Source organism: Pseudomonas mangiferae (assembly GCF_007109405.1).
Lineage (GTDB): Bacteria > Pseudomonadota > Gammaproteobacteria > Pseudomonadales > Pseudomonadaceae > Pseudomonas_T > Pseudomonas_T mangiferae.
Genome location: NZ_VJOY01000003.1, coordinates 72,644 through 85,468, shown reverse-complemented (window position 1 = coordinate 85,468; position 12,825 = coordinate 72,644). Strand labels below are relative to the sequence as shown.

The window sequence follows — 12,825 nt, the reverse complement described above, 5'->3', positions numbered from 1 at the left end:
AAAAGGCTTCGCCGGCCTTGAGCGACCGTGCCCTGCTGGGGCTGCCCGAGTCGTTCACGCCCACCCGTGAATTCAGGCTGCCGGCCGAGGAGCTGCGCCGGCTGGCGCAAAGGCCCGTGGAGGACCTGGTCGCCCTGCTGGAGAGTGCGGACGAGCCCCTTGCCCGGCGCTACCACGCCGGAGGTCTGTTGGCGCAGTTCGGCGACCCGCGTGTCGATCCCCTCGCGCCGCGGATGCAGGACGTACCGGGCGGCGAGGTGGAGATCGGCCTGCCGGCGGCGGCGCTGGACGCCACCCTGGCGGAACTGGCCGACCTCAACCTGGACCGCCAGTGGATCGTCAAGGAAACTCCGCGCCACCGGGTTCGCCTGGCGCCCTATCGGATCGCCCGCTATCCGGTGACCAACCTGGAGTACCGCGCCTTCCTGGAGGACAGCGGGGAGCCCCGCCTGCCGGACAACTGGTTCCTCGGCCGCTACCCCGTCGAGCGCGCCAACCACCCGGTCAGCGGCCTGCGCGCCGAGGATGCCGATCGCTACGCCACCTGGCTGGCGGAGAAGACCGGGCGTGCGTTCCGCCTGCCCAGCGAGGCGGAATGGGAATACGCCGCCGCCGGCCCCCACAACCACGAATACCCCTGGGGCCCGCGCTTTCTGCCGGACCACGCCAACACCGCCGAATTCGGTCTGTTCACCTCGACCCCGGTCGGGCTGTTCGCCCGCGGCGCCTCGCCGTTCGGCTGCCTGGACATGGCCGGCAACGTCGAGGAGTACGTGGCCGACGACTACGCCCCGTATCCCGGCGGCCCGGTGGTGACCGACGACCTGGTGGACGCAGTGGGTACCCATCGCGTGGCGCGTGGCGGCAGCTTCTCGCGGTTCCGCGACCTGGCCCGCACGACCCGCCGCCACGGGAAATTCCCCCGGGATATCTACGTCATGGGATTCCGCCTGGCGGAGAGCGTCCGGCGCTGAGCGCCATCCACTGATCCGACAATAAATTGCAGAGGGACTTAGCCATGGGTGCATGCCGTGTAAGGAACACCGTCGAAATTCCAATCCTGTCCGATGGGCACGTCGGCACGTTCGTCTCCTTCGAGGGGTTCGAGATGCCGAACGAGCACGTCGCCATCGTCATCGGCTCGTTGCAGCAGGAGGCACCGCTGGTGCGTATCCACTCCGAATGCCTGACCGGCGATATCTTCGGCTCGCACCGCTGCGACTGCGGCGCGCAGCTCCACGAGGCCCTGGAACGCATGACCGAAGAGGGCGGCGTGCTGCTCTACCTGCGCCAGGAAGGCCGCGGCATCGGCCTCTACGCCAAGCTGGCGGCCTACCGCCTGCAGGACGCCGGAATGGACACCTTCGAGGCCAACCGGCACCTCAACCTGCCGGAGGACGGCCGCGACTTTGGCGACGCCGCGAACATGCTCAAGGCCCTGGGCGTGCAGCGCTGCCGCCTGATGACCAACAACCCGGAAAAGGTCGAGGCCCTGCAGCGACTGGGCATCCAGGTGAGCGAGGTGATCTCCACCGGGGTGTTCATGACCGCCCACAACCAGCGCTACCTGCGGGCCAAGGCCAGCAAGAAGAACCATTCGATCAAGCTCGATCTGTCCGCCTGATACAAGGAGTATTGCGATGAAACACTTTGCCCCGATCAGTGGCATTGCCAGTTTCCAGGAGCGCTACATTGCCACCGCGGGATACGACAACCAGGTCATCCTCTGGGATGCCCGGACCAAGCAGGCCATCCACCGGGTGTTCCACGACCACCTGGCCAACCAGTGCGCCTTCAGCCCCGACGGCCAGTTGCTGGTGAGCGCCAGCAGCGACTACACCGCGCGCATCTGGGAGGTGCCGAGCATGCGCCTGAAGGCGGCGCTGGTGGGCCATGAGGACGACGTGGAGATGGCCGCTTTCAACCCGGCCGGCGACACGGTCGCCACCTGCTCCCGGGACCACAGCATCCGCCTGTTCGACGTGGCCGACGGCCGCTGCCGCCGCGTGCTGCGCGGGCATACCGCCGACGTCATCTCGGTGAGCTGGGCGGCGGACGGTAGCAGCCTGATCTCCAGCAGTGACGACGGTACCATCCGCCGCTGGGACGTCGCACAGGGCCTGCAGCTGGAAAGCATCGACCTGGACGGCGTGGAGACCGACACCATCGCCCTGGCCAGCGACGGCACCATCTTCGCCGGCGACGACGAAGGTCGCCTGACGGTGATCGACGCCGTCGGCAAGCACAGCCTCCAGGCCCACGCCGCGGGGGTCAAGCGGGTGGTCTGGGACGACCGCAAGCGCTGGCTGATCAGCCTCAGCTACGACCGCTCGGTGGTGCTCTGGCGCTTCGTCGACGGGCGCCTGGAAAAGCGCGCCGAGAGCTCCCTGCCGAGCATCATCTGGCCGCGTAGCTGCGCCTTCCTCGGCGACCAGCGCATCGCCTTCGTCACCTTCGGCTCCAGCTATGCGGTGTGGAACCACGCCCTCGGCGAGTGGGAGCTGGACGGCATCGAGCAGGCCATCAGCCTCAACGCCGTGGCGATCCACGGCGCGACCACCTACGCCATCGGTGACGCCGGGCTGCTGCTGGTGGACGGCCAGCCCAGCACCACCATCGGCAGCCTGTGCAACTTCCTGCTGCCGTTCGGCGACGCGATCCTCACCGGCGGGCAGATGGGGCAGGTATTCGACGCGGTCAGCGGCGAGCTCATCCACCAGCATCGCTCGCCCCTCAACTGCGGCACGGTGTTCACCCGGGAAGGCCGACCCCACGCGGCCATCGGCACCTACACCGGCGAGGCGCTGATCTTCGGCCTGGACGACGACGGGCGGGTGCGCTACCTGGACGAGATCCAGATGCATGACAACGCCATCAAGGGGCTATCGGCCGACGACGAATTCCTGTTCAGCGTCTGCGCCACTGCCGCCGCGGCGTTCCACCGCATCGCCGATTACGGCACCCATGCCTACATCGAGCGCGCCCACGACCGCATCTCCAATGCCTGCGCCACCATCGAAGGCGGTTTCGCCAGCGTCGGCCGGGACCTGAAGTTGCGGCTGTGGCGCGCCGGCCAGGCGGAAGTGTTCGATACCCCGCATCTCCACTCGGTGAAGTGCATCGCCACCTCGGACGACCGTACGCTGATCGCTACCGGCAGCTACGGCGGCACCATTGCCCTGTTCGATCTGCAGGCGCGCCGCTGGACCACCCAGCGCAAGCCCACCACCAGCGGCATTTCCTGCATCACCTACTCGCCGGAGTCGGGCGCGTTCATCGCCAGTTCCTACGACGGACGCCTGTATCCCATCGAGTCGCGGGCCTGAGGCCCCTTGACGCGGGCGCGGCCCGGGCCGCGCCCGTCCTCTGTCATTTGCCCCCGTCGGCCTGCGTCGGCGGGGCCCGCCTGGACGAACTCCATGACCTTTAGCGAAGCCGATCACCGCTTCATGTCGCGCGCGCTGGAGCTGGCGCGCCGCGGGCGCTTCACCACCCGGCCCAACCCGCAGGTGGGCTGCGTGGTGGTGCGCAACGACGAAGTCGTCGGCGAGGGCTGGCACCAGCGGGCCGGCGAGCCCCATGCCGAAGTCCACGCCCTGCGCCAGGCCGGCGCGTTAGCGACGGGCGCCACCGCCTACGTCACCCTGGAACCCTGCGCGCACCACGGGCGCACGCCTCCCTGTTGCCAGGCCCTGATCGACGTGGGCATCCGCCGGGTGGTGGTGGCCTGCGAGGACCCGTTCCCGCGGGTCAACGGACAGGGCCTGCAGCGCCTGCGGGATGCCGGCGTGCAGGTGGATGTGGGCCTGTTGCGGGAGCAGGCGGTGGAGCTGAACCGCGGTTTCCTCGCCAACTCCAGCCGGGGGCGACCCTGGGTTCGGCTGAAGTTCGGCATGAGCCTGGACGGCCGCACCGCTCTGGCCGACGGCCGCTCCAAGTGGATCACCGGGGAGCAGGCCCGGGAGGACGTGCACCGTTGGCGCCTGGCGAGCGGGGCGATCCTGACCGGGAGCGGCACGCTGCTGGCGGACGATCCCCACCTGACGGCGCGGGTCCCGGAGGTCGCCGTGCCCCTGGCGCCGCTGCGGGTGGTGCTGGACCGCCGCCTGCGGGTCCCGGCCGGAGCACGGGTGTTCGACCAGCAGGCGCCGACCCTGCTGGTGCACGCTCGCGATGCCCGGCGCGATGTCTCCCCGCCGGCCCACGTGGAACGGCTGGTGCTGGAAGACGCGGAGGAGGGCGCTCAGCTCGGCGCGTTGCTGGCGGAGCTGGGGCGCCGCGGCCTGCACGACGTGTTCGTCGAGGCCGGGCCGACCCTGGGAGGCGCGCTGCTGCGGGCCGGCCTGGTGGACGAACTGTTGCTGTACGTGGCGCCGCGCCTGCTGGGTGACGAGGCCCGTCCGTTGCTGGCGGGGCTGGCTCCGGCGTCCCTGGACGCGGCGCCGGCCTTCCAACTGGTGGACACCCTGCAACTGGGCGCCGACCTGCGCCTGCGCCTGCATCCCCGCACGCCGGGGTGAGGGCGCGGCGCAGACAAACCCGGGGCGATCCTCTACTGTGAAGCCACTGTTGGCATTGAGGGGACGCCCATGTTCGAATCCGCCGAGATCGGTCATTCCATCGACAAGGACAGCTACGAGGCTGCCGTCAGCGAGCTGCGCCAGGCGCTGCTGGACGCCCAGTTCGAGCTGAAGCAGCAGGCGCGCTTTCCGCTGCTGATCCTGATCAACGGCATCGAGGGGGCCGGCAAGGGCGAGACGGTCAAGCTGCTCAACGAGTGGATGGACCCCCGCCTGATCCAGGTGGAAAGCTTCGTCATGCCCACCGACGAGGAACTCGCCCGTCCGGCCCAGTGGCGCTTCTGGCGGCGTCTGCCGCCCAAGGGGCGCACCGGGATCTTCTTCGGCAACTGGTACAGCCAGATGCTCCATGCCCGGGTCGACGGCGACATCAAGGACGCCCGCCTGGACCAGGCCATCGACTTCGCCGAGCGCCTGGAGCGGATGCTCTGCGACGAAGGCGCGCTGATCTTCAAGTTCTGGTTCCACCTGTCCAAGAAGCAGCTGCGCCAGCGCCTCAAGGCCCTGGAGAAGGACCCCCAGCGCAGCTGGCAGATCAGCAGCCTGGACTGGAAGCAGAGCAAGGTCTACGACAAGTACGTGCGCTACGGCGAGCGGGTCCTGCGGCGCACCAGCCACGACTACGCGCCCTGGTACGTGATCGAGGGCGCCGACCCCCATTACCGCAGCCTGAGCGTCGGGCGGATCATCCTCGAGGGGCTGCAGGCCGCGCTGAAGCAGAAGGATGCGCCGCGCCGCACGCCCCACGCCGCGCCCCTGGTGGCGAGCCTGGACAATCGCGCGCTGCTGGACAGCCTGGACCTGGGCCAGCGCCTGGAGAAGGACGACTACCACCGGCAGATTGCCCAGGAGCAGGCGCGCCTGGCGCAGCTGATGCGGGACAAACGCTTCCGCCGGCACGCGGTGATGGCGGTGTTCGAAGGCAACGATGCGGCCGGCAAGGGCGGAGCGATCCGCCGCGTCACCGCCGCCCTGGACCCGCGCCAGTACCACGTGGTGCCCATCGCCGCGCCCACCGAGGAGGAGCGCGCCCAGCCCTACCTGTGGCGCTTCTGGCGGCACGTCCCGGCGCGGCGGATGCTGACCATCTTCGATCGCTCCTGGTATGGCCGGGTGCTGGTGGAGCGGGTCGAGGGCTTTTGTTCCCAGGCCGACTGGTTGCGGGCCTACAGCGAGATCAACGAATTCGAGGAGCAACTGGCCGACCATGGCATCGTGCTGGTGAAGTTCTGGCTGTCCATCGACAAGCAGACCCAGATGCAGCGCTTTCAGGAGCGCGAGCAGGTGGCCTTCAAGCGCTACAAGATCACCGACGAGGACTGGCGCAACCGCGACAAGTGGGACCAGTACGTGGATGCGGTGGGCGACATGGTGGACCGCACCAGCACCGAGATCGCCCCCTGGACCCTGGTGGAGGCCAACGACAAGCGCTTCGCCCGGGTCAAGGTGCTGCGGACCCTCAACGACGCCCTGGCGCGCGCCCTGGACCGGGACTGAGCCCGGCCCGCGGGGGATGGGCCGGCATATCGGCAGTGAATGATCGTCGCCGGCCGCCGCCGGGCGCTCCTATGCTCCGGGCTCCATCGAATCCCCAAGCGAGGTGCGTCATGCGTGAAGTGGTGATCGTCGACAGCGTCCGGACCGGCCTGGCCAAATCCTTTCGCGGCAAGTTCAACCTGACCCGGCCGGACGACATGGCCGCCCACTGCGTGAACGCGCTGCTGGCGCGCAACGACCTGGACCCGGCCCTGGTGGAGGACTGCATCGTCGGCGCCGGCTCCAACGAGGGCGCCCAGGGCTACAACATCGGCCGCAATGTGGCGGTGCTGTCGCGCCTGGGCCAGGACGTGGCCGGCATGACCCTGAACCGCTACTGCTCCTCGGGCCTGCAGGCCATCGCCGTGGCCGCCAACCAGATCGCCTCGGGTTGCAGCGATGTGATCGTCGCCGGTGGCGTGGAATCCATCAGCCTGACCCTGAAGAGCGTCAACACCGACCACCTCTACAACCCGCTGATCCAGGCGAGCCTGCCGGGCATCTACTACCCCATGGGGCAGACCGCGGAGATCGTCGCCCGGCGCTATGGCGTCACCCGCGAGCAGCAGGACCGCTACGCCCTGCAGAGCCAGCAGCGCACCGCCCGCGCCCAGGCCGACGGGCTGTTCGCCGACGAGATCGTGCCGATGCCGGTGCGCTACCAGGTGGAGGACAAGGCCAGCGGCGAGGTGAGGCAGGTGGACGGGGTGGTGGACCGGGACGACTGCAATCGCCCGGACACCACCTACGACAGCCTCGCGGCCCTCAAGCCGGTGTTCGCCGAGGACGGCTCGGTGACCGCCGGCAACGCCTCGCAGCTGTCCGACGGCGCTTCCATGACCCTGGTGATGAGTCTGGAGCGGGCCCAGGCCCTGGGGCTGCAGCCGAAGGCATTCTTCCGCGGCTTCACCGTGGCCGGCTGCGCGCCGGACGAGATGGGCATCGGCCCGGTGTTCTCGGTGCCGCGCCTGCTGGCCGCCCGCGGGCTGCGCATGGACGACATCGACCTGTGGGAACTGAACGAGGCGTTCGCCTCCCAGTGCCTGTACTGCCGCGACCGCCTGGGCATCGACAATGAGAAGTACAACGTCAACGGCGGTTCCATCGCCATCGGCCACCCCTTCGGCATGACCGGCTCGCGCCAGGTGGGGCACCTGGTGCGGGAGCTGCAGCGTCGCCAGGCGCGCTACGGCATCGTCACCATGTGCGTGGGCGGCGGCATGGGCGCCAGCGGGTTGTTCGAAGCGGTGCGCTAGCGATTGTAGGTAATGGCTGGTTGTCGGTGAGGCGGCGTTGAAGACGGCTTGGCAGACTCATTGACCGCCGTAGATAAGCGTCCGCGCGCCTGCCCGTCGCTCAAGGGATTTCGGGCAGAACCTGGGCCTGCACGACGCCGGACATCCGTCGGGGGCGTGGGAGGACGCTGCAAGGACCGGGCGACTGTACCTGTCGGCGCGGCGTCCGGGATGGCTAGAATGCACGCCTGGCGGCTCGTTGTCCGACGCCGCCCCTGCCTTCGAGGCTTCCCATGCACGTTGCATCCGGCCGCTGGCTGTACGGCCTGTTCCTCACCCTGGTGACCTCGGTCCTCTGGGGCATCCTGCCGATCAAGCTCAAGGAAGTGCTGCGGGTCATGGACCCTTACACCGTCACCTGGTACCGCCTGACGGTGGCCGGGACGTTGCTGTTCATCTGGCTGGCGGCCGGTCGCCGGTTGCCCCGCTTCGCGCCCCTGGGGCGCAAGGGCATCTGGCTGCTGGCGGCGGCGGTGGGCGGCCTGCTGGGCAACTACCTGCTGTACCTGTTCGGCCTGCGCCTGCTCAGCCCTGGCACCGCGCAACTGGTGATCCAGGTGGCGCCGATCCTGTTGCTGCTGGGCAGCCTGCTGATCTTCCGCGAGCGCTTCGGCGTCGGCCAGGCCCTCGGGCTGCTGGTGATGCTGGCGGGCTTCGGCCTGTTCTTCAACCAGCGCCTGGAGGAGCTGTTCGGTTCCCTCACCACCTATACCACCGGCGTGCTGGTGGTCCTGCTGGCCGCGCTGATCTGGACCTTCTACGGGCTGGCCCAGAAGCAGTTGCTGACGGTCTGGTCGTCGATGCAGGTGATGATGGTCATCTACCTGCTCTGCGCCGCGCTGCTGACCCCCATCGCCCACCCTCTGGAAGCGCTGCAGCTCGATGCGACCCAGGGCTGGCTGCTGCTGGCCTGCTGCCTGAACACCCTGGTGGCCTACGGCGCTTTCGCCGAGGCCCTGGCCCACTGGGAGGCATCCCGGGTCAGCGCGGCCCTGGCCATCACGCCCCTGGTGACCTTCGCCGCGGCGGCCCTGGTCGCCTGGTGGTGGCCCGGCCACGTCAGCCCGGAGCAGATCGATGCCCTGGGCTACCTGGGGGCGCTATTGGTGGTGCTGGGCTCGGCCCTCACCGCGCTGGCGCCGTCGCTGCTGCGCGGCTACCGCGCCCGGCTCGCGCGACGCGCGGCGCGCTGAGACCGGATCGGGCCCCAGGCACCGCTCGGAGCCGGCACGCTCGCCCCGGCAGGGCAGGCAGGACAGGGCAGGCCCCGCCAGGCTAGGCCCGGCGGCCGAGGCGCTCGGCGTCCCGCAGCCAGCGCTGGCGCTGTTCCTCGGAGGAGGGCCGCAGCGGCGTGAACTGCGTCAGGCGCCGGGTCTTCACCCCGCAGAACCCCAGGGTGGTGCGGATCATCTGCCGGTGGGCCGGCGCGCCGTAGACCCAGCGGAAATACCAGGCCGGGGTGTCCAGGGTCACCAGCAGGTCGGCGCTGCGCCCGGTGAGCAGCTTGTCCCAGCGCGTGCTGTGGGCGTCCCGGTACTTGAAGGCGAAGCCGGGCAGCAGCACCCGGTCGAGGAAGCCCTTGAGCAGCGCCGGCACGCTGCCCCACCAGACCGGGTAGACGAACACCAGGTGCTGGGCCCAGTGGATCAGCCGCTGGGCTTCCAGCAGGTCCGGCTCCAGGGCCTGGCTCTGTTCGTAGCCGTCGTGCAGGGTCGGGTCGAAGCGCAGCTCGCGCAGCTTCAGTTGCCGCACTACGTGGCCCTCGGCCCGCGCGCCCTGGGTGTAGGCCTCGCCCAGAGCGTGGCAGAAGCTGTCCGCCTTGGGCGTGCCGAATACCAGCAGGATGCGCTTGCCGTCGCCCTCCAGGGGCGTCGCGCCGCTCTTGACGGCCTCAGTCATGCGTGCCCGCCTCGAGCATGTCTTCCGGGCGCACCCAGGCGTCGAACTGCTGTTCGTCCAGGTAGCCCAGTTGCAGCGCCGCGGCGCGCAGGGTGGTGCCCTCGCCGTAGGCCTTCTTGGCGATTTCCGCGGACTTGTCGTAGCCGATGTGGGGATTGAGGGCGGTGACCAGCATCAGGCCGTTCTCCAGGTGCTCGGCCATTCGCGCGGCGTCCGGCTCCAGGCCGGCGACGCAGTGCTGCTGGAAGTTGCGGCAGCCGTCGCCCAGCAGGCCGATGGCCTGCAGCAGGTTGTGCACGATCACCGGCTTGAACACGTTCAGCTGCAAATGGCCCTGGCTGGCGGCGAACGCCACCGTGGCGTCGTTGCCCAGCACCTGGCAGGCGATCATCGACAGCGCCTCGCACTGGGTCGGGTTGACCTTGCCCGGCATGATCGAGCTGCCCGGCTCGTTGGCCGGCAGGCGCACCTCGGCGAACCCCGCCCGCGGGCCCGAGCCCAGCAGGCGCAGGTCGTTGGCGATCTTCATCAGGGCCACCGCCAGGGTCTTCAGGGCGCCGGAGAGGTTCACCAGCGGCTCGTGGCCGGAGAGGGCGGCGAACTTGTTCGGCGCCGAGACGAAGGGCAGGCCGGTGAGGGCGCTCAATTCGGCGGCCATGGCCTCGGCGAAACCCTTCGGCGCGTTCAGCCCGGTGCCGACCGCGGTGCCGCCCTGGGCCAGTTCGTAGACGGGCGGCAACGCCGCGCGGATGGCCCGCTCGGCGTGGTCCAGCTGGGCGACGAAGGCCGACAGTTCCTGGCCGAAGGTGATCGGCGTGGCGTCCATCAGGTGGGTGCGCCCGGTCTTCACCAGCTTGCCGTGGCGGGCCGCCTGCTCGGCGAGGCCGCCGGACAGCTCGGCGATGGCCGGCAGCAGACGCTGGTGCACCGCGGTGGCCACGGCGACGTGCATGGCGGTGGGGAAGCTGTCGTTGGAGCTCTGGGCGCGGTTGACGTGGTCGTTGGGGTGCACCGGGCTCTTGCCGCCGCGGGCGCCGCCGGCCAGTTCGTTGGCGCGGCCGGCGATCACTTCGTTGGCGTTCATGTTGCTCTGGGTGCCGCTGCCGGTCTGCCAGACCATCAGCGGGAACTGATCGTCGTGCTGGCCGGCGAGCACCTCGTCGGCGGCCTGCTCGATCAGCCGGGCGATGTCCGGCGGCAGATCGCCGATGCGCCCGTTGATCCGCGCGGCGGCCTTCTTGATCAGGGCCAGGGCGTGCAGCACCGGCAGCGGCATGCGCTCGCTGCCGATGGCGAAGTTGATCAGCGAACGCTGGGTCTGGGCGCCCCAGTAGGCGTCCTCGGCGACTTCCACCTGGCCCAGGCTGTCGGTTTCGATGCGGCTCATGGGGCTCGTCTCCTGCGATTGGAATCCGAGTTTAGGCTGCCTGCACCCCCGGTGGTTCCTTCCTCCGGCCCGGCCGCGCCGTACGTCCCGGTGGCTTGAGCGGCGACGGCCCTTGGGCGCAGAATGGCCGCCCCCGGGCCGCCAGGCCCCGTCATCGCAAGGATACTCATGACCAAGCTCCGCGTACTCTGCTCCGCCGCCGTCCTGCTGGCCTGTGCCAGTGGCCAGGTCCTGGCCGACGCCGCCAGCCACACCGCCAGTGCCGAAACCTTCCTCAAGCTGATGAATGCGGACAAGGGCACCGTGGGGCTCTACGGGCAGGTGCAGCAGATGTTCAGCCAGCGCTTCGAGCAGCTGAAGGCGCCGGCGGCCAAGAAGGCCACCCTGGAGACCTACACCGCCAAGGCCAATGCCGCCCTGGACGGCGCGGTGGGCTGGGACAAGCTCAAGCCGGACCTGGTCAAGCTCTACACCAGCAACTTCAGCGAGAGCGAGCTGAAGGACATGATCGCCTTCTACCAGTCCTCCACCGGCAAGAAGATGCTGGAAAAAATGCCGCAGCTGAGCGGCGAAGCGGCGCGCATCACCCAGGTCCGCCTGGAGCCGGCGGTGCCGGTGGTGAACAAGCTGCTGGAAGACATGACCGCCGAGCTGTCGCCGAAGTCGGCCGAGCCGGCGAAGAAGGGCGCCGAGCCGGCGAAGAAGCCCTGACATGAGCCTGCGCGACGCCATCCACCAGGCCCTCGGGGCCCTGGAGCCCCGTCACCTGGAGGTGCAGGACGAAAGTCACATGCACAGCCGCGGGCTGGAGACCCACTACAAGGCGGTGGTGGTGAGCCCGGTGTTCGCCGGGCTGAACGCGGTGAAGCGCCACCAGGCGGTGTATGCCGCCCTGGGCGAGCTGATGCCGCGCTTCCACGCCCTGGCCCTGCACACCTACACCCCCGAGGAGTGGGACGCCCAGGGCGTCGCGCCGGACTCGCCGACCTGCCGTGGCGGCAGCCGGCACGATCACTGAAAGACCCGCGGCCAGCGGGCGCGTCCCCTGGCCGCATTCCCCGGGCGCCGGCTCCTGCCGCGCGTCCACCCGCCACCGCCGGCCCCGTGCCGGCGGCGCGCGGTCATGAACCCGGTCCGCCCTTTGCGCGGGCGACCACCTGGAGACCCACCCCATGAGCACCCCGACCTTCGTCGTGGCGGCGCTGTACAAGTTCGTCACCCTGGACGACTACGTGGCGCTGCGCGAACCGCTGTTGAACACCCTGCTGGACAATGACCTCAAGGGCACCCTGCTGCTGGCCCGGGAGGGCATCAACGGCACCGTGTCCGGCACCCGCGCCGGCATCGACGCCTTGCTCGCCTGGCTGCGCCGCGACCCGCGCCTGGCGGACGTGGACCACAAGGAGTCCTACTGCGACGAGCAGCCGTTCTACCGCACCAAGGTCAAGCTGAAGCAGGAGATCGTCACCCTCGGCGTGCCGGGCGTGGACCCCAACCAGCGGGTCGGCACCTACGTCGAGCCCAAGGACTGGAACGCCCTGATCGACGACCCCGAGGTGCTGCTGATCGACACCCGCAACGACTATGAAGTGGCCATCGGCACCTTCCAGGGCGCGGTGGACCCCAGGACCAAGTCGTTCCGGGAGTTCCCCGCGTACATCAAGGCCCACTACGACCCGGCCCGGCACAAGAAGGTGGCGATGTTCTGCACCGGCGGCATCCGCTGCGAGAAGGCCTCCAGTTACATGCTCGGCCAGGGCTTCGAAGAGGTGTTCCACCTCAAGGGCGGCATCCTCAAGTACCTGGAGGAGGTGCCCGAGGCCGAGACCCGCTGGCAGGGCGACTGCTTCGTCTTCGACAACCGGGTCACCGTGCGCCACGACCTGAGCGCGGGGGACTACGATCAATGCCATGCCTGCCGCAACCCGATCTCCGCCGAGGATCGCCAGTCCGCGCACTATGCGCCGGGCATCAGTTGCCCCCATTGCTGGGACAGCCTGAGCGAGAAGACCCGCGCCGGTGCCCGGGAGCGGCAGAAGCAGATCGAACTGGCCCGGGCGCGCAACCAGCCGCACCCCATCGGCCGCGATCCCCGCGCCAGCCAGGAATGATCCCCAGGCCTCACCCC

12 protein-coding genes are annotated in these 12,825 nt (G+C 69.5%); 10 read left to right on the top strand and 2 right to left on the bottom strand.

Annotated features, from left to right (window positions below):
- The first annotated feature begins 17 nt into the window (after positions 1-17).
- The 7 genes from FM069_RS04740 to FM069_RS04710 all read left to right on the top strand — a co-directional run bounded on the left by FM069_RS04740 (position 18) and on the right by FM069_RS04710 (position 8,604).
- Positions 18-974 (top strand): formylglycine-generating enzyme family protein, encoded by a 957-nt coding sequence (locus tag FM069_RS04740; protein WP_233281983.1) that lies wholly within the window; start codon positions 18-20, stop codon positions 972-974.
- Between the two features lie 44 nt (positions 975-1,018).
- On the top strand, positions 1,019-1,624 hold the full coding sequence (locus tag FM069_RS04735) for a GTP cyclohydrolase II (RefSeq protein WP_143487140.1): 606 nt from the start codon (positions 1,019-1,021) through the stop codon (positions 1,622-1,624).
- 16 nt (positions 1,625-1,640) lie between these two features.
- Positions 1,641-3,326, top strand: coding sequence for a WD40 repeat domain-containing protein (locus FM069_RS04730; protein ID WP_143487139.1), 1,686 nt, complete (start codon positions 1,641-1,643; stop codon positions 3,324-3,326).
- A 93-nt stretch (positions 3,327-3,419) separates the two neighbouring features.
- Complete coding sequence (ribD, locus tag FM069_RS04725; protein WP_143487138.1) at positions 3,420-4,520, top strand: bifunctional diaminohydroxyphosphoribosylaminopyrimidine deaminase/5-amino-6-(5-phosphoribosylamino)uracil reductase RibD; 1,101 nt, start codon at positions 3,420-3,422, stop codon at positions 4,518-4,520.
- Between the two features lie 69 nt (positions 4,521-4,589).
- Complete coding sequence (gene pap, locus FM069_RS04720; protein ID WP_143487137.1) at positions 4,590-6,077, top strand: polyphosphate:AMP phosphotransferase; 1,488 nt, start codon at positions 4,590-4,592, stop codon at positions 6,075-6,077.
- 110 nt (positions 6,078-6,187) lie between these two features.
- Positions 6,188-7,372: a thiolase family protein gene (locus tag FM069_RS04715; protein WP_143487136.1), complete on the top strand. Its 1,185-nt coding sequence runs from the start codon at positions 6,188-6,190 to the stop codon at positions 7,370-7,372.
- Positions 7,373-7,644: 272 nt separating this feature from the next.
- Positions 7,645-8,604: a DMT family transporter gene (locus FM069_RS04710; RefSeq protein WP_143487135.1), complete on the top strand. Its 960-nt coding sequence runs from the start codon at positions 7,645-7,647 to the stop codon at positions 8,602-8,604.
- 82 nt (positions 8,605-8,686) lie between these two features.
- Here FM069_RS04710 and FM069_RS04705 read toward each other — a convergent pair whose 3' ends face one another.
- Complete coding sequence (locus FM069_RS04705) at positions 8,687-9,310, bottom strand: NAD(P)H-dependent oxidoreductase (RefSeq protein WP_143487134.1); 624 nt, start codon at positions 9,308-9,310, stop codon at positions 8,687-8,689.
- The gene (locus FM069_RS04700) at positions 9,303-10,697 is read right to left on the bottom strand and encodes a class II fumarate hydratase (RefSeq protein WP_143487133.1); all 1,395 of its coding nucleotides are present in this window, start codon (positions 10,695-10,697) and stop codon (positions 9,303-9,305) included. The genes FM069_RS04705 and FM069_RS04700 overlap by 8 nt, the downstream gene beginning before the upstream one ends.
- 168 nt (positions 10,698-10,865) lie before the next feature.
- Between FM069_RS04700 and FM069_RS04695 the strand changes: the two genes are divergently transcribed.
- The 3 genes from FM069_RS04695 (at position 10,866) to trhO (ending at position 12,808) form a co-directional block, all read left to right on the top strand.
- The gene (locus tag FM069_RS04695) at positions 10,866-11,408 is read left to right on the top strand and encodes a DUF2059 domain-containing protein (RefSeq protein WP_143487132.1); all 543 of its coding nucleotides are present in this window, start codon (positions 10,866-10,868) and stop codon (positions 11,406-11,408) included.
- Between the two features lies 1 nt (position 11,409).
- A complete protein-coding gene (locus FM069_RS04690) occupies positions 11,410-11,715 on the top strand; it encodes a BolA family protein (protein WP_143487131.1) in 306 nt (101 codons plus the stop codon).
- Between the two features lie 154 nt (positions 11,716-11,869).
- Positions 11,870-12,808: an oxygen-dependent tRNA uridine(34) hydroxylase TrhO gene (gene trhO / locus FM069_RS04685; protein ID WP_143487130.1), complete on the top strand. Its 939-nt coding sequence runs from the start codon at positions 11,870-11,872 to the stop codon at positions 12,806-12,808.
- The last annotated feature ends 17 nt before the right edge of the window (positions 12,809-12,825 follow it).

Excerpts from the sequence above, each read along its gene's own strand:
- FM069_RS04690 (WP_143487131.1), top strand. The coding sequence starts at position 11,410 with ATGAGCCTGCGCGACGCCATCCACCAGGCCCTCGGGGCCCTGGAGCCC.
- FM069_RS04705 (WP_143487134.1), bottom strand. The coding sequence starts at position 9,310 with ATGACTGAGGCCGTCAAGAGCGGCGCGACGCCCCTGGAGGGCGACGGC.
- FM069_RS04735 (WP_143487140.1), top strand. The coding sequence starts at position 1,019 with ATGGGTGCATGCCGTGTAAGGAACACCGTCGAAATTCCAATCCTGTCC.
- FM069_RS04710 (WP_143487135.1), top strand. The coding sequence starts at position 7,645 with ATGCACGTTGCATCCGGCCGCTGGCTGTACGGCCTGTTCCTCACCCTG.
- FM069_RS04695 (WP_143487132.1), top strand. The coding sequence starts at position 10,866 with ATGACCAAGCTCCGCGTACTCTGCTCCGCCGCCGTCCTGCTGGCCTGT.
- ribD (WP_143487138.1), top strand. The coding sequence starts at position 3,420 with ATGACCTTTAGCGAAGCCGATCACCGCTTCATGTCGCGCGCGCTGGAG.
- trhO (WP_143487130.1), top strand. The coding sequence starts at position 11,870 with ATGAGCACCCCGACCTTCGTCGTGGCGGCGCTGTACAAGTTCGTCACC.
- FM069_RS04700 (WP_143487133.1), bottom strand. The coding sequence starts at position 10,697 with ATGAGCCGCATCGAAACCGACAGCCTGGGCCAGGTGGAAGTCGCCGAG.
- FM069_RS04715 (WP_143487136.1), top strand. The coding sequence starts at position 6,188 with ATGCGTGAAGTGGTGATCGTCGACAGCGTCCGGACCGGCCTGGCCAAA.
- pap (WP_143487137.1), top strand. The coding sequence starts at position 4,590 with ATGTTCGAATCCGCCGAGATCGGTCATTCCATCGACAAGGACAGCTAC.
- FM069_RS04730 (WP_143487139.1), top strand. The coding sequence starts at position 1,641 with ATGAAACACTTTGCCCCGATCAGTGGCATTGCCAGTTTCCAGGAGCGC.